Source organism: Flavobacterium sp. 11, assembly GCF_002754315.1.
GTDB classification, from domain to species: domain Bacteria; phylum Bacteroidota; class Bacteroidia; order Flavobacteriales; family Flavobacteriaceae; genus Flavobacterium; species Flavobacterium algoritolerans.
Genome location: NZ_PEFE01000001.1, coordinates 3041114 through 3062400, shown reverse-complemented (window position 1 = coordinate 3062400; position 21287 = coordinate 3041114). Strand labels below are relative to the sequence as shown.

Genomic DNA, 21287 nt, shown 5'->3' with positions numbered 1-21287 from the left:
AAAAAAATTCGTATTTTTTTCGTATTTTTGCAAAAATTTTATAAAATAAATATTCATGTTAACAGTAAATAATTTATCAGTTCAGTTTGGCAAACGAATTTTGTTTGACGAAGTAAATACTACCTTCACACACGGTAATATCTATGGAGTTATCGGAGCCAATGGCGCTGGAAAATCTACTTTTCTTAAAATAATTGCAGGTGAAATGGATCCAACATCGGGACATATTCACTTGGAACCTGGAAAACGTATGTCGGTTTTGAATCAAAACCACAACATGTTTGACGAAAGTACCGTTCTCGAAACCGTTATGATGGGGAATAAAACCCTGTATGCGATCAAAAAAGAAATGGATGCTTTGTATTTAGATTACAATGATTCGAATGCAGATAGAATAGGGGAATTGCAAGTGCAATTTGAAGAAATGAACGGTTGGAATGCTGATTCTGATGCTGCATCGATGTTATCGAATCTTGGAATTACCGAAGATAACCATTATACTCTAATGGGAGATTTGGAAGGAAAAATAAAAGTACGAGTACTTTTGGCACAAGCACTTTTTGGTAATCCAGATTTGCTTATTATGGATGAGCCTACCAATGATTTGGATTTTGAAACTATCGCTTGGTTAGAGAATTTCTTGGCAAATTATGAGAATACAGTAATTGTAGTTTCTCACGATAGACACTTTTTGGATTCAGTTTGTACCCATATTTCTGATATTGATTTCAATAAAATCAATCATTATTCAGGAAATTATACTTTCTGGTATGAATCAAGTCAATTAGCGGCTAAGCAACGTGCACAACAGAATAAGAAAGCCGAAGAAAAGAAACAAGAATTAGAAGAATTTATTCGTCGTTTTAGTGCGAATGTGGCCAAATCAAAACAAGCTACTTCTCGTAAAAAAATGATCAGTAAGTTGAATATTTCGGAGATAAAACCATCAAGTCGTCGTTACCCGGCGATTATTTTTGACCAAGAGCGTGAAGCAGGAGATCAAATTTTGAATGTGCAAAATCTAAGTGCTTCAATTGATGGTGATGTTTTGTTTAAAGGAGTTGATTTGAATATGGCTAAAGGCGATAAAATTGTTCTTTTCTCAAAAGATTCACGTGCAACTACAGCTTTCTATGAAATTTTAAATGGAAACCAAAAAGCCGATTCAGGAACTTATGATTGGGGAGTTACTACAAACCAAGCGTATTTACCAGTAGAAAATCATTCCTTTTTTGAGAGTGACTATTCTCTTGTAGATTGGTTGCGTCAATGGGTAAAAACTGAAGAAGAGCGTGATGAAGTAAATATTCGTAGTTTCCTTGGGAAAATGATTTTCTCAGGAGAAGAAGCTTTAAAAACCTGTAGAGTATTATCAGGAGGAGAAAAAGTACGTTGTATGTTGTCTCGAATGATGATGGAAAGAGCGAATGTTTTAATGCTTGATGAACCAACGAATCACTTAGATTTAGAGTCTATTACAGCGTTTAATAATTCATTGAAAAACTTCAAAGGATCTGTGATTTTCACCACTCATGATCATGAATTCTCTCAAACGGTTGCCAATAGAGTTATCGAATTGACACCAAATGGAGCGATTGACCGTTACATGACCTTTGATGATTATCTTGATGATGAAAAAGTACAAGAATTGAGAGTTAAGATGTATTCTTAAATAATAAATTCAAATAGAAAAAGGCGATTGTTTTGAAACAATCGCCTTTTTTATTATGTCAATATTGTTGAATTGATTATTTCTAATTACAAGTTAAACCAAGAATAGGCGCAGGTGCAACATTTGGATTATTTGTTGATACAGACCAACTTCCGGTAATTGTACCACCAGTATTAGTAGAATTCCAAGTTACTCTGATTGTTACTTCTGAACATTTAGCGATACCTCCTTCAACTTTTATTATTCTGTTTGAACTTCCACCAGGTGTAGATTGTGTAGTTGTTGTATTAGTACCGCCAGTAACAGTTACAACAGCATTAGCTCCAGTGAAATTAGTCAATCCACCTTGGATTTTAAAATAGGATAAATCAGCATCCGATTTAAACGTGTAAACTGCCTCACGAGATTGACCACACGAAATAGCTTCTGCTGTAAATGAAGTTACACAATCAGTACATATACCAAAAAGGCTATAGTTTACATTAAAAACGGCTTGAGGTCCATTTCCTGCAATTTGTAATGCAAAACTCTTAATGTCACAAGCTTTCCAACCTGAACTTAGCGGAATAACTAAAGTTCCCCATGTATTTTCAGCAACAGGACCTGTTGTCCATGATGAAACACCATTGATTACCAAATCGCTCCATCCATTAGAACTTTTTACTTTCAAAATAAAATCAGTAGTAGTATTGTAATACTCAATGTTTACTGTTTTACTGAACTTGTCATTATTAGGCCCACCCCAAGTTACAATTTGTTGTTCAGAAGTTTTAAAGTAAGGACCGTCAGCTTTAATGCAATCAATACTACAATTTCCGTTAGATATTTTAGTTGAAACAGGAGCTGCAGTTTTTAATGTGTTACTTGCATTTTTGTTATTTGCAGCTTCAGATGTTGTTGTCGTTAATTCTTCTGTTTGGCAAGAATGCAATACAGTAAAAAAGATAAGTAGGTAAGAAAATTTCAAAAAGACTTTAGATTTTAGGGCAATTTTTTTCATATTTATATTTTTAAATTGTTAAAATTTTTGTTAAATTATTAAAAATAGTGCTACAAAAAAATGTTAGTTGACTTATTCTATGAACGGATTCGTAAAAACGATTAAAGGCATTTGAAATTAAAAATTTATAAGATATTTAGGACTAATTATTATTGCAATATTTGTTTACCACTTGAAAAAAGTATTTAAGAATAAAAAATAGAGTAATAAAAAAGCCATCCAAAAATTACTTTCTGGATAGCTTTATTTTGTAGAATGTAAAGTATTCAATAATTAACTAGAAATAATTAATGATACGACATTCAGTTTTTATTTATTTCTGTTGAAAATTTTACTTACAATAAATGCGATAATCGCTAGTACTGCAATGACAATAAAAATACCTACACCAACTCCCGCTTTAAATATACCTTCTATAATTGAACAACTTGTAAATGATACTAATACTACTAAAAGCATTAATATTCTGGTTAGTTTCTTTTGCATGATTTTTATCTTTAAATTGAAATATAAAATTACTAAATCAAGAGGCTAATTTGTTATATAATTTCTACTGTTTATTGTAAAATTTTTTAATAGTTTTAAAAAAAATCACAAAATGCACCTTTAAAAATATTTTTTAAACGACTATTTATGTAAAAAAATATATTTTTGATTTTTATTATTACTATTTAAACCGAGCTATTGATATGACCAACATTACTTTCAATTTAAAAACTCCTCGGATAGACGTAGTTGATGCCTTACGTGGTTTTGCAATTATGTCAATTATGTTACTTCATAATGTAGAACATTTTGAATATTATTATTTACCGGAAAATTTTCCAGCTTGGCTTGTAGCTTTGGATAAAATAATTTGGGATACTTTATTCTTTCTTTTTGGAGGAAAGTCTTATGCCATTTTTGCGCTTCTTTTTGGGTTTAGTTTTTACATTCAAAATGATAATCAAGCTAAAAAAGGGAATGATTTCCGTGGTCGATTTTTTTGGCGCATGATGCTATTATTAGTTTTTGGACTTATAAATACAGCATTTTATCAAGGAGACATTCTGACTTTATATGCTTTTCTTGGGCTTTTATTGATACCGGTTGTTAACTGGAGTAACAAAGCTATTTTTATTACGGCTGTTATCTTGATGCTGCAACCTTTAGAATGGGGAAGGTGTATTTATTATATACTGAATCCGGATTATATAGCGCCGCCTAACGTATCAACTGGATATTATGAAAGTATTGCACTTTATATGAAAAATGGTTCTTTCGTAGATTATGTAGTTGGAAACTTGACATTAGGAAAAATCGCTTCTCTATTATGGTCTTGGGAAAATGGAAGGTTTTTTCAGGCTCCGGCTTTATTTATGTTTGGAATGTTACTGGGTCGAAAACAACTTTTTAATGCAACCGATGCAAACCAGCAGTTTTGGAAAAAAGTATTACTTTACTCGAGTATTTTATTTATACCATTATTTGTATTAAAGACGCATACGGTAGATGTTATAGCCAGAGTAACGTTATCTAATAAACTCACTATTATATTTGCTTCTTGGTCAAACGTAGCATTTATGTTAGTTCTCGTTTCAGGATTTGTTTTGTTGTATCAAAAGGATTCTGTTAATAAAGTATTGTCTAGGCTTATTCCTTTTGGAAAAATGAGTTTGACTAATTACATCATGCAATCTATGATTGGTTCCTTTATTTATTATCGATACGGATTAGGACTTTTTGAATATACGGGAGCAACATATTGTTTATTGATAGGTATTGTGTTATTTATTATCCAATTGTTATTTTGCACCTGGTGGCTTAAAACCCATAAACAAGGACCTTTAGAAACTATTTGGCATAAAGCTACCTGGATTTCATGGGGTAAATAAAAAATGACTCTATTTTCTCTCTTTATAATTATAAAATCATAAATCGGAATTCGTATATTTGCAAAACCAAACAACACACTTTACAATGAGTCAAAAAGTATTACTTACTGCAAAAGAAGTTACTATCATATTACATCGTTTGGCCTGTCAATTAATTGAAAAACACTTAGATTTTTCAGACACTATTTTAGTAGGTATTCAACCAAGAGGCGTTTTTTTAGCAGAACGTTTGAAAGAAATATTAGAAAAAGAATACCAAACACCTGAAATTCAATTGGGCTATTTGGATATTACTTTTTTCAGAGATGATTTTCGAAGAACAGATAAGCCATTAGAAGCTAATAAAACCAAGATTAATTTTATCGTTGAAAACAAAAAAGTTATTTTCATTGATGATGTTTTATTTACAGGACGAAGTATTCGTTCCGCTTTGACAGCCATTCAATCTTTTGGAAGACCTTCAGAAATTGAACTTCTAGTTTTGATTGACAGACGTTTTAGCCGCAATTTACCGATTCAACCGGATTATAGAGGAAGACAGGTAGATGCCATAAATAACGAAAAAGTAAAAGTGAGCTGGGCAGAAAATGAAGGTGAAGATGGTGTATATTTAATTACAAGTTAGATACTGATTTGTTTAAAAGTCTAACATTAAAAACTAATAATCGTAAAAAGAAATGAAAGAATTAAGCGTAAATCATTTATTAGGAATAAAATACATCAACAAGAATGATATTGACCTAATTTTTGAAACAGCCGATCATTTTAAAGAAGTTATCAATCGACCAATTAAGAAAGTACCTTCCTTACGAGATATTACCATTGCCAATATTTTTTTCGAAAATAGCACCAGAACAAAACTCTCTTTTGAATTAGCACAAAAACGTTTATCTGCCGATGTTATTAGCTTTTCGGCAGCACAATCTTCAGTCAAGAAAGGGGAAACTCTAATAGATACTGTTAATAATATACTTTCGATGAAAGTAGATATGGTGGTAATGCGACATGCTAATCCAGGTGCTGCTTATTTTCTTTCCAAAAACGTAAAAGCCAGCATTGTAAACGCAGGAGATGGCGCACATGAGCATCCTACACAGGCCTTACTAGACAGTTATTCGATTAGAGAAAAACTAGGCGAAGTAGCCGGAAAAAAAGTAGTTATTGTAGGTGATGTTTTGCACTCCAGAGTGGCCTTGTCAAATATATATGCGTTGCAAATGCAAGGAGCTGAAGTAAAAGTTTGCGGACCAAAAACGTTGATTCCAAGATACATTGAATCGCTAGGTGTTACAGTAGAACCTAATTTGATAAAAGCGCTCGAATGGTGCGATGTGGCAAATATGTTACGCGTGCAAAACGAAAGAATGGATGTGAATTATTTTCCATCTACAAGAGAGTATGCTCAACAATATGGAGTTGATAAAACGATTTTGGACTCCCTAAATAAAGAAATCATAATTATGCATCCGGGACCAATCAATCGTGGTGTCGAAATTACCAGTGAGGTGGCTGATTCACAACAATCGGTGATTTTAAACCAAGTTGAAAATGGTGTTGCAATTAGAATGGCCGTAATTTATCTTTTGGCATCAAAAATTCAGTAATTTAATATAAAACTTTGTAAATTAGCTATTTATAAATTCTCTACCTTGAGTAGACTTAGAAATTAAAAAGATGAAAGTAGATCAAAAAGGACACACAATTAGCATTAGAGATACGCAAGGTGATTTTACCTCTTTTTTAATGAAGGTTACTCATCAATACAAGACATTTGAAAAGCATAATCTAATCATAGATCTTTTGCTTTACAAAGATTTACCGGCGGGTAATATGAAATTATTTATGCCTTTATCAAAAGTTCATAAAAAAGCTAAAAAATCATTTGTTATAGTTACTTCTGATTTTGATTATAACGCGGTTCCTGAAAAATTAACCGTTGTTCCTTCTTTATTAGAAGCACATGATATTATTGAAATGGAAGAGATTGAAAGAGATTTAGGCTTTTAAAAATAGTAAATGGATTTTTATAACAACAAAAAAAGAGTACATATTTTTAGAATTATTTTATTAGTATGCTTTGTAATTTTACTGTTTGTTAATCTATATAATGTATTCATCAATACGTATTCAGGTAGCTATTGGGGAATAGTAGCCAATTTATTATTAGCGATTTCTATGGCGCTGCAAATTAGAAAATACAACAAGGAAAAGAATATTGATAGTTTATAGTTTGGTTATAAATAACGAAATGTGAATTTTCAATTTTTAATTCTATCCTAACTTTTAAATTGAAATTAAAAATTGAAACTAACAATCCTTGGTTGCTATGCAGCTACACCCCGAACATTTACGAATCCAACCTCACAGATTTTAGAAATAAAAAACAGAATTTTTCTGATTGATTGCGCAGAAGGAACCCAAGTACAATTGCGGAAAAATAAAATCCGATTTTCTAAGATTAATCATATCTTCATTTCTCATTTACATGGAGATCATTTTTTTGGACTAATAGGATTAGTATCTACTTTTACTTTACTGAACAGAACTACCGATTTACATATTTATGGTCCAAAGGGAATTCAAGAAATCATCAAGTTACAATTGAGATTGTCTAATTCATGGACTAATTATGGTTTGTTCTTTCATGAATTAGAATCCAACGAAAGCGAAGTAATTTTTGAAGATGAAAAAGTTTTGGTAAAAACCATTCCTTTAAAGCACCGTGTATATACGAATGGGTTTTTGTTCCAAGAAAAAGCAGCACCGAGAAAACTTAACCTGGATGCTGTTCAAAATTATGAAATTGATACCTGTTATTATCAAAAAATAAAAAACGGAAAAGACATTACTTTAGAAGATGGTCGAGTTATTGAAAATGATAAATTAACATTTGATCCAATTCCTGCAAAAAATTATGCTTTTTGTTCTGATACCGCATATAATGAAGCTATGATTCCAATCATTGAAAATATTGATGTTTTATACCATGAATCAACTTTCTTGCAATCAGAAGAAAATTTAGCTAAAAAGACTTTGCATTCCACAGCAAAAGAAGCGGCTACAATTGCTTTGAAATCTAATGCAAAGCAATTAATTTTAGGGCATTATTCTACTCGATATGAAAATATTGACCTTTTTAAAGAAGAAGCCGCAACTATTTTTCCGGAAGTGCTTTTGGCAGATGATGGAAAAAGCTTTGAGTTTTAAATAAAAAATAATTTATTTCATCCGAATTCACATTTAGTATTTGAATATTCTTAAACTGAATCATTCAAATATCTAATAATCTTAAAATAAAAATCATGAACGATTTAAGTAACTATAGAAAATCTTACGAAAAGAGTGAGCTATTAGAATCAAATATTCCTGAAGACCCAATAAACCTTTTTAACAGGTGGTTTCATGAGGTAGAGGACTTTGGCGGTGATAGCGAAGTTAACGCTATGACGGTATCTACAATAGGATTAGATGGGTTTCCAAAGGCCAGAGTAGTTTTGTTGAAAAAATTTAATGAGGAAGGATTTATTTTTTATACCAATTATAATTCAGAAAAGGGTAGGGCTATTGCCCAAAATCCTAAAATTTGTCTTTCTTTTTTTTGGCACACTATGGAACGCCAGGTTATTATCAAAGGTATTGCCCATAAAACTACAGAAACGATTTCAGATAATTATTTTGAATCCAGACCTGACGGTAGCAAGTTAGGCGCAATAGTTTCTAACCAAAGTGAAATTGTCCCTTCCAGAGAATTTTTAGAAGAAAATCTAAAAGAGTTAGAAAAGGATTTTGATGGTATGGTTATTCCTAGACCAAAACATTGGGGAGGATTTCTTGTGACTCCTTTAGAGGTAGAATTTTGGCAAGGAAGACCTAATAGATTGCATGACAGAATTAGATATAGTAGTCAAGAAGATTTTTCATGGAAAATCGACCGCTTATCACCATAATGTAAGAAAAATACATATTTAAATATTTTTATTGTGTATTTCGTCGATTTTTTTTGGTAGTTTAACGATAAAATAAGTATGTTTGAATAAGAAATAAGAACATATTATTTATTTATTAAAGAAGTTTGCCCCACAATCTACTTTAAACTTAAACTACTATATTATGAAAATAAAATTACTTCGCGCAATATTCCTTGTTATTGTTATTTGTACAATGAATTCTTGTTCTTCAGATGATTCTGAGACACAAACTACTGAAGCAACTGCACAAAAAGTAGTAAGTTATTCTTATAATTCTATTGAGTTAGAAACAATGGATTTAATCAATAAACACAGAATTAGTGTTGGATTAAAACCTTTGGAAAAAATCAATCATATGTCATTCAAGTCAGAAGAACATGACAATTACATGATTGCAAATAATGTAGTTAATCATAATGATTTTGTTGCTCGTTCTGAAAATATAATCAAAACTTTAGGAGCTAAAACTGTAAGTGAAAATATAGCTTACAATTACAATACTCCTGAGGCAGTTTTAAGTGCTTGGTTAGCAAGTCCTACTCACAAAGCTAATATCGAAGGTGATCATACTCATTTTGGAATTGCAATTAAAGAAAATCCTGCAAATGGTAGAAAGTATTACACTAATATTTTCGCAAAAATATAGTTAGAGTTTGTTTTTTAAACTAAAAGGCTGTCTTATCCCCAAAAGACAGCCTTTTATATTTATCAGGTATTTGAAAGATAATTAATAAACGTATAGCTAATTTTAATTTGGTTGTTTGAATAGAAAAGTCCAATGAAATAATTTTCATTGGACTTTTTTGTTTTGAGTAATTATAGGTTGGGTTTTAGTTAACTCTGGAAGATTGATTAAGCTCTAAGAGTGAAACAAATTATACCTAGTTTGTATCGTAATTCATTATTTAAGAAAGTGATGGTGTACAAAAAAGGCTGCCTGATAAAGGCAGCCTTTTAAATTTTTATGATAAATAATATTACAACGCTGTAATAATAAACTCGCTTCTTCTGTTGAGTTGATGTTCGTCTTCGGTACAAATAACATCATCAGCGCATTTGTTTACCAGTTGAGTTTCACCGTATCCTTTACCAGTTAATCTGTTTGCATCAATACCATTTTTAACTAACCATTTGATGGTTGATGCAGCTCTTCTTTCAGATAGCGCTTCATTGTATTTGAAGGTTTGTCTGCTGTCAGTATGCGAACGGATATCAATTTTCATTGTTGGGTTCTGATTTAATACATCTAATATTTTTTCTAAATCCAGAGCCGCTTCTGGTCTGATGTTGGATTTGTCTAAATCAAAATAAATCATTTTGATACCAAAACATTTACCCAAATCATCACCAACAGCTACTTTGCATATTTCTTTTTCTAAAGCAATAGGTAAATATGTTTTTCCTGTTGTTGCGGAGATCGTTATTTTTTCTTCTTTGGTTGCGTATTCTGGTTTTTCAGCTCTTACATTGTACGTCTTTCCACATTCAACGGTAAAGCTGTACTTTCCTTTCTCATCTGAAGTAGCAGAATTGATAACCTTAAATTGACTATCGTATAAGGTGATTTTTGCATTAGCAAGTACTTCACCTGTTTTTATATCGGTGATTTCACCATACAGCAGTTGTTCACAAATCAGCCTTCTTGTTTCCAAAAATTTATAGATGTCGTCATAACCTTGACCACCGTCTCTATTAGAAGTAAAAAATCCTCTTCTTGATTTTGTATCGATTAAATAAGCAAAATCATCTTTAGGAGAGTTCACATCAGCACCCACATTTTGAACTTCACTAAAAGTGCCATCAGTATTTATTCGAGACATAAATACATCTAAACCTCCAAGTCCAGGATGTCCATCTGATGCAAAGTAAATTTCATTTTCATCATTGATAAAAGGGAAGGTTTCTCTTCCTTCAGTATTAATAGTATTGCCTAAATTCTCAGGGGTTCCAAAAGTACCATCTTCGTTTATCTTTACTTTGAACAAATCAGATTGTCCTAAAGTTCCAGGCATATCAGAGGCAAAATACAATGTTTTTCCATCAGGACTTAATGCAGGATGTGCAGTACTGTAATTATCACTATCAAAAGGCAGTTCGGTTACATTTGCCCATTTGTCATTCTCTAAAGTGGCTTTGTATATTTTTATTAAAGTAATTTTATTTCCATCTTTTCCTTTTTTACCATCGAGATAGTTGTTTCGGGTAAAGTACATAGTCTTTCCGTCACTACTAAAAGTAGGCGTAGATTCATGAAACTTCGAATTTATGGTTCCATCAAACTTTTTCGCAGCACCTGGCGTCATGTCTTCTCCTAAATCAGCTGTGTACAAGTTTGTAAAATACTGATTGGTCCATTTGTGTTTTCTTTGTCCAAGACTTCCGGTATCTCTTGCTGAAGCAAACACTAATTTATTCGAATATAGTGCAGTTCCATAATCAGAATACATAGAGTTTATTCCGGCATCTTCAACTTTATACCTTCCGGAATTCGCTTTTATAGCTTCTAAATAGTTGGTATTTTTTTTAAATAGTTTCCCTCTGGTATCGTTACCTGATTTTTGGTTGAATAACTCCATCATCTCATTAGCCTTATCATTTTGGTCCATTGCTCTTAAAGATTGGGCATAACGATAATAATATTCCGGTTCTAAATTGGAGGTATCCATAGTAAATAATTCACCATACCATTTAGCTGCTTTATCGAATTGAGCATTAAAGTAGTAAGCATTCCCCAACTTTTTAAACAGATCTGCAGATTTATATCCTTTTTCAGCAACCCTTTCATAGGTTTTGATGGCATCTACATAAGCATAGCCGTCATACTTTTTATCGGCAGTAGCCAATTTTGTTTTTTGGGAATAAATGTTAATAGAAAAAACACTTACTATTGTTATGTAAAGGAGTATATTTTTTTTCATAATAATTGTTTTTAGAAGAATTTTGGAGTTGTGATTTTATCGTTATTTTCGATTTTTTTTCTCTTTTATTGCCCCTGATTTTTGTTTTAATTTTTCCAGTATTTGATTGGCATTATCATCTTGACCAATAAACAGTAAACTCTTAGCATATTGATAATAATATTCAGGTTCCAAATCATTGCTTATGGCAAATAATTCACAATACCATTTAGCAGCTTTGTCAAAATCTGCATTTGAGTAATAGGAATCTCCAAGTTTTTTAAATAAATCTACTGATTTATACCCTTTTTCAGCAATTCTTTCATAGGTTTTAAGAACATCTATATAAGCATATTTGTCACTTATTTTATCAGTTACATAAAATTTTGCATCTTGTGCATTTCCTTTAAAAGAAACAAGACTTATTATTGTTATGTAAAAGAATATAAATTTTTTCATAGTCTTAATTTCTAGAAGAATCTTGGAGTTGTAATTTTACCATTATTTTTAAATATTTCATAACGTAAAAATATTTCATGGGAACCGGAATTATAGTTATTTAAATTAGTGGTTTCATGGTCATAACCATATCCTATATACATTCCGTCAGAAACTTGAAATCCAACCATCGCACTTACAGCAGCAGACCATCTATACGCTATACCTACAACAAATTTATCACTGAACATAAAGTTTCCTGATACATCCAATTGAAGCGGCGCACCTGCAACAACTTTTGTTAATAATGCGGGTTTAAATTTTATAGATTCATTCAAATCAAAGACATAACCTGCCATTAAATAGTAATTAATTTTTTCTTTAAAAATAGCTACTTCATTATCATCATAACGGTTGCTTTCGATGAAATTGGGGATTGAAAACCCAACATAAGCTTTATCAGAATGTAAATAAACACCCGCTCCAATATTAGGCGTAAATTTATTATTGAAATCATGCAGACTAGGATCATCGTCAACAGGATTTAATCGGTTGACATCCAAATTAAAAAAGTTAGCAGTTGCTTTGATTCCAAAAGATAATTTAAAGGTTTCAGAAGTAGGGACGGTGTATGATAAATCAGCTGAAATCGTGTTTTCAGTAGTAGGCCCAATTTTATCATTTATAATCGATACTCCCAAACCTAAATTACTTTCGTTGAGAGGAGTATTGACAGAAGCTGCATTAGTAACTGGAGCACCATCAAGTCCTACCCATTGTGTACGGTGTAGCGCAAAAATACTTAAAGCACCTCTTGACCCAGCATAAGCGGGATTAATATTGATTGTGTTGTACATGTATTGAGTAAATTGAGCATCTTGTTGCGCATAACTTACAAAGGCTGTAAACATCAAAACGAAAGAAAATAATTTTGTTTTCATAGTAGATATTTATTATTTTAAATTATCTATCGAACTCATTTATAAGAATTCGGCAGGTCGGTTTGATAAATTTCTTTAGGGATAATCATTCTGTAAAATCGGCCTAAAGATATTATTTTTATTAAACCTGAGAACTTTTTTTGTCCTCAGGTACAAGATTAATTATTTTGTTAAGTATAAATATCCGTCTTTTTTATTGGTTATGATTTTTCCATCATTATCAACAGATGTATAATTTAAAATATAGAAGTAAGTTCCTGTTGGTAAACCAGAAGATTGTTGAACAGTTGATCTACCACCAGAAATTCCATCAAATGAATTACTTGCATTATTATATCCTTTTGTTTCATAAACCAATACACCCCAACGGTTGTAAATCTCTACGGTGTTTTCTGGGTAACAAACAGTATCGTCAATATTATCGATTATGAATTTTTCATTAATTCCGTCACCATTTGGAGAGAAGGCATTATGAACTAATACAGTTCCGCAAGCTAATACAATACCACCACAACCAGTATTCACTGTCATTGTAATTCTTATTGTTCTAGGGCAAGTTGCATCATTAATTTTATATTCAAATGTATAATCTCTAACCGAAAGCCCAGCAGCATCAAGAGTACTTCCTTGTAAACCACCTGAGTTATTTACATCTACCCAAGTTCCGTTTGTTGGAGTTCCTACCGGTAATAAATCATTTAGATTCGTCGTTGTGATTTCTCCATCATTACAAATTGAACTGCTTATTGTTACAACACTATTAGGAATTGTAACATTGATGATTTGAGTAAACTCAGATACATTTCCACAAGCATCAGCTACAGACCATTTTCTTACGATTGAATAAGAATTTTCGGTTCTGTTTATGATGTTTTCAGTAAAAATAGCCGGTGAAACTGTAGAACAATTATCAACAAATACAAGTTCAGGTTTAGCTGGAATTGCATCACAATTCACATTAACAGTTGAACTGAATTGAGTAGCAGTTGTAGGACCAACAGTGTCTACTATATTTATTGTTTGCGTAGCTGTTGAAGTATTTCCACAAGCATCAGTAGCAGTCCAAGTTCTAGTTACAGAATACGAACCAGCACATTGACCGTTTGTAGTTACATCCGCAAAAGTCAAAGTTACATTAGAACCACATCCGTCTGTTGCAATGGCTTGAGTAAATTCAGGTGTTGCAGGACAAGAGATAGTTGAAGCTGAAGGTAACGCAGCAATAACTGGAGCAGTTGTATCTTGAACGTTTATAGTTTGTGTAGCTGTTGAAGCATTTCCACAAGCATCAGTAGCAGTCCAAGTTCTAGTTATAGAATACGAACCAGCACATTGACCGTTTGTGGTTACATCCGCGAAAGTCAAAGTAACAGTTGAACCACATCCGTCAGTTGCAATGGCTTGAGTAAATTGAGGCATTGCAGGACAAGAGATAGTTGAAGCAGAAGGTAACGTAGCAATAACTGGAGCAGTTGTATCTTGAACGTTTATGGTTTGTGAAGCCGAAGCAGCATTTCCACAAGCATCAGTCGCAGTCCAAGTTCTAGTTATAGAATACGAACCAGCACATTGACCGTTTGTAGTTACATCTGCAAAAGTCAAAGTTACAGTAGAACCACATCCGTCAGTTGCAATGGCTTGAGTAAATTCAGGCGTTGCAGGACAAGAGATAGTTGATGTTTCAGGTAATGCAGCAATAACTGGAGCAGCTGTATCTTGAACGTTTATTGTTTGTGTAGCTGTTGAAGTATTTCCACAAGCATCAGTAGCAGTCCAAGTTCTAGTTACAGAATATGAACCAGCACATTGACCGTTTGTAGTTACATCCGCGAAAGTCAAAGTTACAGTAGAACCACATCCATCAGTTGCAATGGCTTGAGTAAATTCAGGTGTTGCAGGACAAGAGATAGTTGATGTTTCCGGTAATACAGCAATAACTGGAGCAGCTGTATCTTGGACGTTTATGGTTTGTGTAGCTGTTGAAGCATTTCCACAAGCATCAGTCGCAGTCCAAGTTCTAGTTACAGAATATGAACCAGCACATTGACCGTTTGTCGTTACATCAGCGAAAGTCAAAGTAACAGTTGAACCACAATTATCAGTTGCAATGGCTTGAGTAAATTCAGGCGTTGTAGGACAAGAGATAGTTGATATTTCAGGTAGTGCGCTGATTACTGGAGCAGTTGTATCAATTACATTAATGATTTGTGAAGTTGAAGAGGAATTGCTGCAAGCATCAGTAAATGTCCAAGTTCTCGTAATAACAAATGAGTTAGGACAATCACCTTGAGCAATAACATCAATTCCCTCAGCTGTGATTTCACCATTACAATTATCAATAGCTGTAAGTGTTGTTGATACAGGAACATCTGTAGCACAAGCTAAGGTTATCGTTGCTGGAGCTTCAGGAGCTATAGGGGCAGTAGTGTCTTTTACACTAAATGTAGCTGACGTTGTAGAACTATTTCCACATGCATCTTTTGCTGTAAATAGTACAGTTACTGCAGTTGAACAATCATTAGAAAGTGTACTAAAATTATTAGACCAAGTTACATCTGAACAATTATCAGATGCAGTTGCTCCTCCGTTATTAGATAACCAATCAGCAATTGCATTTTGATTCCCTTGACTATCACATTCAACAGTTATATTTGAAGCAGCTGTATTAATTATCGGAGCAGTTGTGTCTTGAATCGTAATCACTTGAGTAAATACAGCCGAAGTGTTTCCACAATCGTCATTTACCGTCCAAGTGTTGGTATAAGTTCCTGCATTGGCACATTCAGAAGAAGGAACAAACGCACCGCTTACTTTAGTGATATTGGAAACATCCGTATCGCATAAATCAGCAGCAGTAGGTAAAGCAGCTTGGGCTGTTGCCAAAGCTTCAGCATCGCTACATTCTACCGTAGTGTTTAAAGCAGTTGCTAGAGTAGACCAAGTTGGAGCCGTTGTGTCTTGAATCGTAATCACTTGAGTAAATACAGCCGAAGTGTTTCCACAATCGTCATTTACCGTCCAAGTGTTAGTGTAAGTTCCAGCATTGGCACATTCAGAAGAAGCAACAAACGCACCGCTTACTTTAGTGATATTGGAAACATCCGTATCACATAAATCAGCAGCAGAAGGGAAAGCAGCTTGGGCTGTTGCCAAAGCTTCTGCATCGCTACATTCTACCGTAATGTTTAAAGCTGTTGCTAAAGTAGACCAAGTAGGAGCTGTTGTATCTTGAATCGTAATCACTTGAGTAAATACAGCCGAAGTGTTTCCACAATCGTCATTCACCGTCCAAGTGTTGGTATAAGTTCCGGCATTGGCACATTCAGAAGAAGCAACAAACGCACCGCTTACTTTAGTGATATTGGAAACATCCGTATCACATAAATCAGCAGCAGCAGGGAAAGCAGCTTGGGCCGTTGCCAAAGCTACAGTATCGCTACATTCTACCGTAGTGTTTAAAGCAGTTGCTAGAGTAGACCAAGTTGGAGCCGTTGTATCTTGAATCGTGATTACTTGAGTAAATACAGCCGAAGTGTTTCCACAATCGTCATTTACCGTCCAAGTGTTGGTATATGTTCCTGCATTGGCACATTCAGAAGAAGGAACAAACGCACCGCTTACTTTAGTGATATTGGAAACATCCGTATCACATAAATCAGTAGCAGCAGGGAAAGCAGCTTGGGCTGTTGCCAAAGCTTCAGCATCGCTACATTCTACCGTAGTGTTTAAAGCTGTTGCTAAAGTAGACCAAGTAGGAGCTGTTGTATCTTGAATCGTGATTACTTGAGTAAATACAGCCGAAGTGTTTCCACAATCGTCATTTACCGTCCAAGTGTTGGTATAAGTTCCTGCATTGGCACATTCAGAAGAAGAAACAAACGCACCGCTTACTTTAGTGATATTGGAAACATCCGTATCACAATTGTCTTTAGCTATTGGACTTAGAGATTGAGCATTAGCCAAAGCTTCTGGATTATTACATTCGATAGAAGTATTTAAAGCATCTGCACCAGTAATCCAAGTTGGAGAACTAGCATCTATAATTTTGATAGTTTGAGTTGAAGTTGTTTTATTTCCACATGCATCGGTTACAGTCCAAGTTCTAGAGATTACTTTATTTCCTACACAAAGACTAGTAGGTTTCAAACAAACACTTTTAAATTTGACACTACCATTTACATTAGCTTGTTTTTTTGAATATACAAACCAATCTCCGTTCATAGATCCTGTAAATTCTTCAAAACTAGAAACAAAAGACGATACACCAAGAATACTATTCGAAGAAGTAGTTTCTCCATTTGGTATCAAGTTTTGATTAATTCCTTCTTGAATAAAATCGTTATTATTCCATTTTGTATAACCTGAACTATTAGGATAAAAAACAGGTAAATATAATTCTTGAGTATTTGATGATTCATCATCACATTCTCCTCCTTCACAATAAGGTCCAACTAATTTAATTGCTTGACCACTTGGAGCAACTAAAATAAATTCAGCTCTACCTTTTCCTTGATTTGTTTCGAATGCCAAACTAATTTTTTCAATATTAGCAGCTGTTAAATTATCAAAGCCAGATATAGTGAAAGGAAAATAATTCCCATTTCCTGCATTTATTTCTTGCTCATCAAAACTTCCAAAACATTCAGAATCAACATACGTAGCTAATGGATTAGAATCGCAATTATCTAGAATATTAGTTACTGTACCAGTTGAACTTGTACTTATGTCTGCAAGACAATTTTCATCACTTGAAATTGTTATGTCTGCAGGGGTAGTAAAAGTTGGAGCACTATTGTCAATCACAGTAATAGTTTGAACAAAATTAGCAGAAGTGTTTCCACATCCATCCGTAAAGTTCCAAGTTCTAACTCTTACATAAGCATTGGTACAATTAGTATCTGCAGTTGTCACATCGCTCACTAAAACTTTAGTTGGAGCAAGGGTACAATTATCGGTAGCAGCAGGAGACAAAGCCAAAGCAGCAGTTATACCTTCAGTATTGTTGCATTGTAATGTTTGATTTAATGAAGCTGCGGTTGTAGTTACGACAGGAGCGGTATTGTCAATTACAGTAATAGTTTGAACAAAATTAGCAGAAGTGTTTCCACAACCATCCGTAAAGTTCCAAGTACGTACTCTAGTATAAGCATTGGTACAATTAGCATCTGCAGTTGTCACATCGCTCACTAAAACTTTATTTGGAGCAAGTGTACAATTATCGGTAGCAGCAGGCGATAAAGCCAAAGCAGCAGTTATACCTTCAGTATTGTTGCATTGTAATGTTTGATTTAATGAAGCTGCGGTTGTAGTTACAACAGGAGCGGTATTGTCAATCACAGTAATAGTTTGAACAAAATTAGCAGAAGTGTTTCCACAACCATCAGTAAAGTTCCAAGTTCTAACTCTTACGTAAGCATTGGTACAATTAGCATCTGCAGTTGTCACATCGCTCACCAAAACTTTAGTTGGAGCAAGTGTACAATTATCGGTAGCAGCAGGTGATAAAGCCAAAGCAGCAGTTATACCTTCAGTATTATTGCATTGTAATGTTTGGTTTAATGAAGCTACGGTTGTAGTTACAACAGGAGCACTATTGTCAATCACAGTAATAGTTTGAACAAAATTAGCAGAAGTGTTTCCACAACCATCCGTAAAGTTCCAAGTTCTAACTCTTACATAAGCATTGGTACAATTAGCATCTGCAGTTGTTACATCGCTCACTAAAACTTTAGTTGGAGCAAGGGTACAATTATCGGTAGCGGCAGGCGATAAAGCCAAAGCGGCAGTTATACCTTCAGTATTGTTGCATTGAAGGGTTTGGTTTAATGAAGCTGCGGTTGTAGTTACAACAGGAGCGGTATTGTCAATCACAGTAATAGTTTGAACAAAATCGGCAGAAGTGTTTCCACAACCATCAGTAAAGTTCCAAGTTCTAACTCTTACATAAGCATTGGTACAATTAGCATCTGCAGTTGTTACATCGCTCACTAAAACTTTAGTTGGAGCAAGCGTACAATTATCGGTAGCAGCAGGTGATAAAGCCAAAGCAGCAGTTATACCTTCAGTATTATTGCATTGTAATGTTTGGTTTAATGAAGCTACAGCATTGGTTATAATAGGTAATGTTTCGTCTACAACTGTAACGGTTTTTGTACAAGTTGAAATACATCCATTGGCATCAGTAATTATTAATGATAACAAAAATGTTGCATTACAACCTGAACCAGCGGTTACCGATACAGATTGAGTATTTGTATTTCCCACAATGGTTCCATTTCCTGAAATACTCCATGCATAATTAGCGCTGACCGGAGCGGAATAAATATTAGAAGTAGAAGACGGACACAAAGGACCATCTGAACCCGATATAGAGCAGGTTAGTGGTTGATTCACAGTTATGGTTACATCATCAGTTACTGTACATTGTGATCCTGAACCAGATATTGGTCCTGTTACAACTGTAAGTCGGAATGTTGCAGAACTTCCAGTGATATTTACAATTGAATTGAGATTTGTTGGATCCTGTATGGTTGCGGAACCACTTAAAACAGACCAAGTTTTGGATATAACTTGATATCCATTGCTAGGTACTGCTGATCCTTGAAGCGTATATGGCAGTCCTGAACAAACTGTAGCATCATCTCCTGCATCAGAACTTCCTAGAGTAAGGTTATCAATAGCAACGGGATTAAAAAAATCTTTAATAGCTGCAGATGAGGATGTAGAAGTTTTTGATTTAACAAAAACAGTTTTTATTTTAAGACTTGTACATGGATCAATCGCTCCTAATACTGCTGTTAAATTTACTGCTGATTCAATAAATGTATTTTGAAGATAACTGTTAACCCCAAATGCCGGATAAGGCACTGGAACAGTACTTGTATTTCCTGCAGCAAATACTGAGTTAAGCGGTAAAGATGCAAAGTAAGTTTTGTATTCCCATGTACTGCCAATAAGTTCCCATCGTTGAATGTCAAATTTAGCAACGCCATTTTCAAAATATACGGTTAATAAAAAATCGCCCAATGTTCTTCCACCAGTTGAAGCTGGAGCAGCAGTAGCAAATCCAGTACTTGTTTTAGTCATCGGTGTTTGAAGAAATTCAAAATCAACATAAGCATTTCCACTGTTACTTAGACGATCCGCTGCAAAAACAACCCATACATTTCCATTTGAATCAGTAGTTAAATGGATTAATGCATTGTTCATGTCGGTTTTATCATTGGCTGTACCAGGTGTCCATGTCCAATTGTTAGGATTATCGCCTACTTTATCTCCTCCTCCAAAAATATTGTCTGATGAAGTGTTATACAGATCATACAAATGATATGTAGTTCCTGTATTTAAAGCACCTCCTGAATTATTAAGGATAAAACCGCCTGTGCCAGTTCCATCTACCCAATCTCCTGCGGCAGTATTTGCAATAAGAGTACCGTCAATATTAAATCCTCCACTTGGAGTATTAATAGGAGCAATACCAGGGCCTATTTGAGCAAGAGATACTGTTGTAAAACTTAAAAAAAATAATAAGAAAATTGTAAATAATCTTGTCGAATGAGTAAAATTTGATTTCATATTGATTTGTTTTAAATCGTTAGAAAGTTTGAATATCTTAAAATTGCTAAATATATTTTCGGCAATTTTTATCAGAGTTAGTAGATGAATAGCTTGGATTAAAATATTTAGTTGGCATTGGATTTGAATCAATGTTTATTGAAACTAAATGGTATATCGATGAATTAATACACAAAATTCTGTTAGATTCAGAACCTATTATTTGTATTAAATTTTCCCAGTATTTTAGAGTTTTAAATGGAGAATATAGGTTACTCACAAACGTTAAAGAAGTAAGTATAAGGAAAGTAATTTTTGCATTCATACTATCAAATTTTTAATTTATTATTTATAAAAATGACGGATGTGATATTATTTTTTCGACTTAATTATGATGTATAGATGTATTTAATAGCATCTAATATTATGATTATAGTGGGGTGGTTCTGTTTGGAAATTAGAATACAAGCAAGCTTAATTATCTAATTTTTTATCTTTGAAGATTTTTTTTTCATTGTATTCAACTTTTTTTGATTAAAAATATAATGATTGTGATTTGTCAAACAGAAAAATTTATCTTTTCAATAATATTATTTTTTAAATCAGTTCCAGATTAACATTTCAAAATTAAGATCTAAAATTTAGAGATATTTCTAAATTTTTTCAAGGAAGAAAGCTTTTTTTTGGGGTTAAAGAATCTTTTCCTCGTAGAGCAATTAGCTATATTTATTAAAAAAAATATTTAAAAATGAAGCTTAATCGGTACAATTTTAATTAATACTTTTTTAATCAGTTGTAAATTTATATTTCAAAATTAAGATCTAAAAATTTAGGTACATTTCTAAATTTTTTTCAGGGATGAAAGATTTCTTTTTGGGGTTAAAGAATCTTTTCCTCGTAAAGTACTTAGCTGTTTTCTTAAGATATTTAACAGACTGTTGGT

General features: G+C 33.3%; 15 protein-coding genes. 9 read left to right on the top strand and 6 right to left on the bottom strand.

The features are described 5' to 3' along the window. Positions 1-55: 55 nt before the first annotated feature. Positions 56-1672, top strand: coding sequence for an ABC-F family ATP-binding cassette domain-containing protein (locus CLV00_RS13320; RefSeq protein WP_099715641.1), 1617 nt, complete (start codon positions 56-58; stop codon positions 1670-1672). Positions 1673-1754: 82 nt separating this feature from the next. On the opposite strand, the gene CLV00_RS13315 is transcribed toward CLV00_RS13320, so the two are convergent. Next, on the bottom strand, positions 1755-2672 hold the full coding sequence (locus tag CLV00_RS13315; protein ID WP_099715640.1) for a hypothetical protein: 918 nt from the start codon (positions 2670-2672) through the stop codon (positions 1755-1757). Positions 2673-2981: 309 nt separating this feature from the next. Further along, on the bottom strand, positions 2982-3158 hold the full coding sequence (locus tag CLV00_RS16485; RefSeq protein WP_199074802.1) for a hypothetical protein: 177 nt from the start codon (positions 3156-3158) through the stop codon (positions 2982-2984). Positions 3159-3361: 203 nt separating this feature from the next. On the opposite strand from CLV00_RS16485, the gene CLV00_RS13310 reads away from it, so the two are divergent. From CLV00_RS13310 to CLV00_RS13275, 8 genes are all read left to right on the top strand, one after another. Continuing rightward, complete coding sequence (locus CLV00_RS13310; protein WP_199074799.1) at positions 3362-4546, top strand: DUF418 domain-containing protein; 1185 nt, start codon at positions 3362-3364, stop codon at positions 4544-4546. Between the two features lie 85 nt (positions 4547-4631). Then, positions 4632-5171, top strand: coding sequence for a bifunctional pyr operon transcriptional regulator/uracil phosphoribosyltransferase PyrR (pyrR, locus tag CLV00_RS13305; protein WP_099715639.1), 540 nt, complete (start codon positions 4632-4634; stop codon positions 5169-5171). Positions 5172-5223: 52 nt separating this feature from the next. Next, entirely contained in the window at positions 5224-6150 is a 927-nt protein-coding gene (locus tag CLV00_RS13300; protein ID WP_099715638.1) for an aspartate carbamoyltransferase catalytic subunit, read from the top strand. A gap of 70 nt (positions 6151-6220) precedes the next feature. Beyond that, positions 6221-6553, top strand: a complete 333-nt coding sequence (locus CLV00_RS13295) for a ribonuclease Z (RefSeq protein ID WP_099715637.1) — start codon at positions 6221-6223, stop codon at positions 6551-6553. A 9-nt stretch (positions 6554-6562) separates the two neighbouring features. Beyond that, a complete protein-coding gene (locus CLV00_RS13290; RefSeq protein WP_099715636.1) occupies positions 6563-6775 on the top strand; it encodes a hypothetical protein in 213 nt (70 codons plus the stop codon). 72 nt (positions 6776-6847) lie between these two features. Continuing rightward, on the top strand, positions 6848-7753 hold the full coding sequence (locus tag CLV00_RS13285; protein ID WP_099715635.1) for a ribonuclease Z: 906 nt from the start codon (positions 6848-6850) through the stop codon (positions 7751-7753). A 95-nt stretch (positions 7754-7848) separates the two neighbouring features. Further along, positions 7849-8493, top strand: coding sequence for a pyridoxamine 5'-phosphate oxidase (gene pdxH, locus CLV00_RS13280; RefSeq protein WP_099715634.1), 645 nt, complete (start codon positions 7849-7851; stop codon positions 8491-8493). Positions 8494-8656: 163 nt separating this feature from the next. Then, the gene (locus CLV00_RS13275; RefSeq protein ID WP_099715633.1) at positions 8657-9160 is read left to right on the top strand and encodes a CAP domain-containing protein; all 504 of its coding nucleotides are present in this window, start codon (positions 8657-8659) and stop codon (positions 9158-9160) included. Between the two features lie 331 nt (positions 9161-9491). Here the strand turns inward: CLV00_RS13275 and CLV00_RS13270 are convergent, their stop codons facing one another. From CLV00_RS13270 to CLV00_RS13255, 4 genes are all read right to left on the bottom strand, one after another. After that, a complete protein-coding gene (locus tag CLV00_RS13270) occupies positions 9492-11432 on the bottom strand; it encodes an OmpA family protein (RefSeq protein WP_099715632.1) in 1941 nt (646 codons plus the stop codon). A gap of 42 nt (positions 11433-11474) precedes the next feature. Then, on the bottom strand, positions 11475-11870 hold the full coding sequence (locus tag CLV00_RS13265; protein WP_099715631.1) for a flagellar motor protein MotB: 396 nt from the start codon (positions 11868-11870) through the stop codon (positions 11475-11477). A gap of 11 nt (positions 11871-11881) precedes the next feature. Continuing rightward, entirely contained in the window at positions 11882-12790 is a 909-nt protein-coding gene (locus CLV00_RS13260) for a type IX secretion system membrane protein PorP/SprF (RefSeq protein WP_099715630.1), read from the bottom strand. Positions 12791-12952: 162 nt separating this feature from the next. Next, the gene (locus CLV00_RS13255) at positions 12953-20365 is read right to left on the bottom strand and encodes a gliding motility-associated C-terminal domain-containing protein (RefSeq protein WP_099715629.1); all 7413 of its coding nucleotides are present in this window, start codon (positions 20363-20365) and stop codon (positions 12953-12955) included. Positions 20366-21287: the final 922 nt, after the last annotated feature.

What these genes read in the sequence shown, in the direction of transcription:
- CLV00_RS13300 (WP_099715638.1), top strand. Translation starts at nt 5,224, where the DNA reads ATGAAAGAATTAAGCGTAAATCATTTATTAGGAATAAAATACATCAAC.
- CLV00_RS13260 (WP_099715630.1), bottom strand. Translation starts at nt 12,790, where the DNA reads ATGAAAACAAAATTATTTTCTTTCGTTTTGATGTTTACAGCCTTTGTA.
- pdxH (WP_099715634.1), top strand. Translation starts at nt 7,849, where the DNA reads ATGAACGATTTAAGTAACTATAGAAAATCTTACGAAAAGAGTGAGCTA.
- CLV00_RS13320 (WP_099715641.1), top strand. Translation starts at nt 56, where the DNA reads ATGTTAACAGTAAATAATTTATCAGTTCAGTTTGGCAAACGAATTTTG.
- CLV00_RS13295 (WP_099715637.1), top strand. Translation starts at nt 6,221, where the DNA reads ATGAAAGTAGATCAAAAAGGACACACAATTAGCATTAGAGATACGCAA.
- CLV00_RS13315 (WP_099715640.1), bottom strand. Translation starts at nt 2,672, where the DNA reads ATGAAAAAAATTGCCCTAAAATCTAAAGTCTTTTTGAAATTTTCTTAC.
- CLV00_RS13310 (WP_199074799.1), top strand. Translation starts at nt 3,362, where the DNA reads ATGACCAACATTACTTTCAATTTAAAAACTCCTCGGATAGACGTAGTT.
- CLV00_RS13265 (WP_099715631.1), bottom strand. Translation starts at nt 11,870, where the DNA reads ATGAAAAAATTTATATTCTTTTACATAACAATAATAAGTCTTGTTTCT.
- pyrR (WP_099715639.1), top strand. Translation starts at nt 4,632, where the DNA reads ATGAGTCAAAAAGTATTACTTACTGCAAAAGAAGTTACTATCATATTA.
- CLV00_RS13275 (WP_099715633.1), top strand. Translation starts at nt 8,657, where the DNA reads ATGAAAATAAAATTACTTCGCGCAATATTCCTTGTTATTGTTATTTGT.
- CLV00_RS16485 (WP_199074802.1), bottom strand. Translation starts at nt 3,158, where the DNA reads ATGCAAAAGAAACTAACCAGAATATTAATGCTTTTAGTAGTATTAGTA.
- CLV00_RS13290 (WP_099715636.1), top strand. Translation starts at nt 6,563, where the DNA reads ATGGATTTTTATAACAACAAAAAAAGAGTACATATTTTTAGAATTATT.
- CLV00_RS13255 (WP_099715629.1), bottom strand. Translation starts at nt 20,365, where the DNA reads ATGAAATCAAATTTTACTCATTCGACAAGATTATTTACAATTTTCTTA.
- CLV00_RS13270 (WP_099715632.1), bottom strand. Translation starts at nt 11,432, where the DNA reads ATGAAAAAAAATATACTCCTTTACATAACAATAGTAAGTGTTTTTTCT.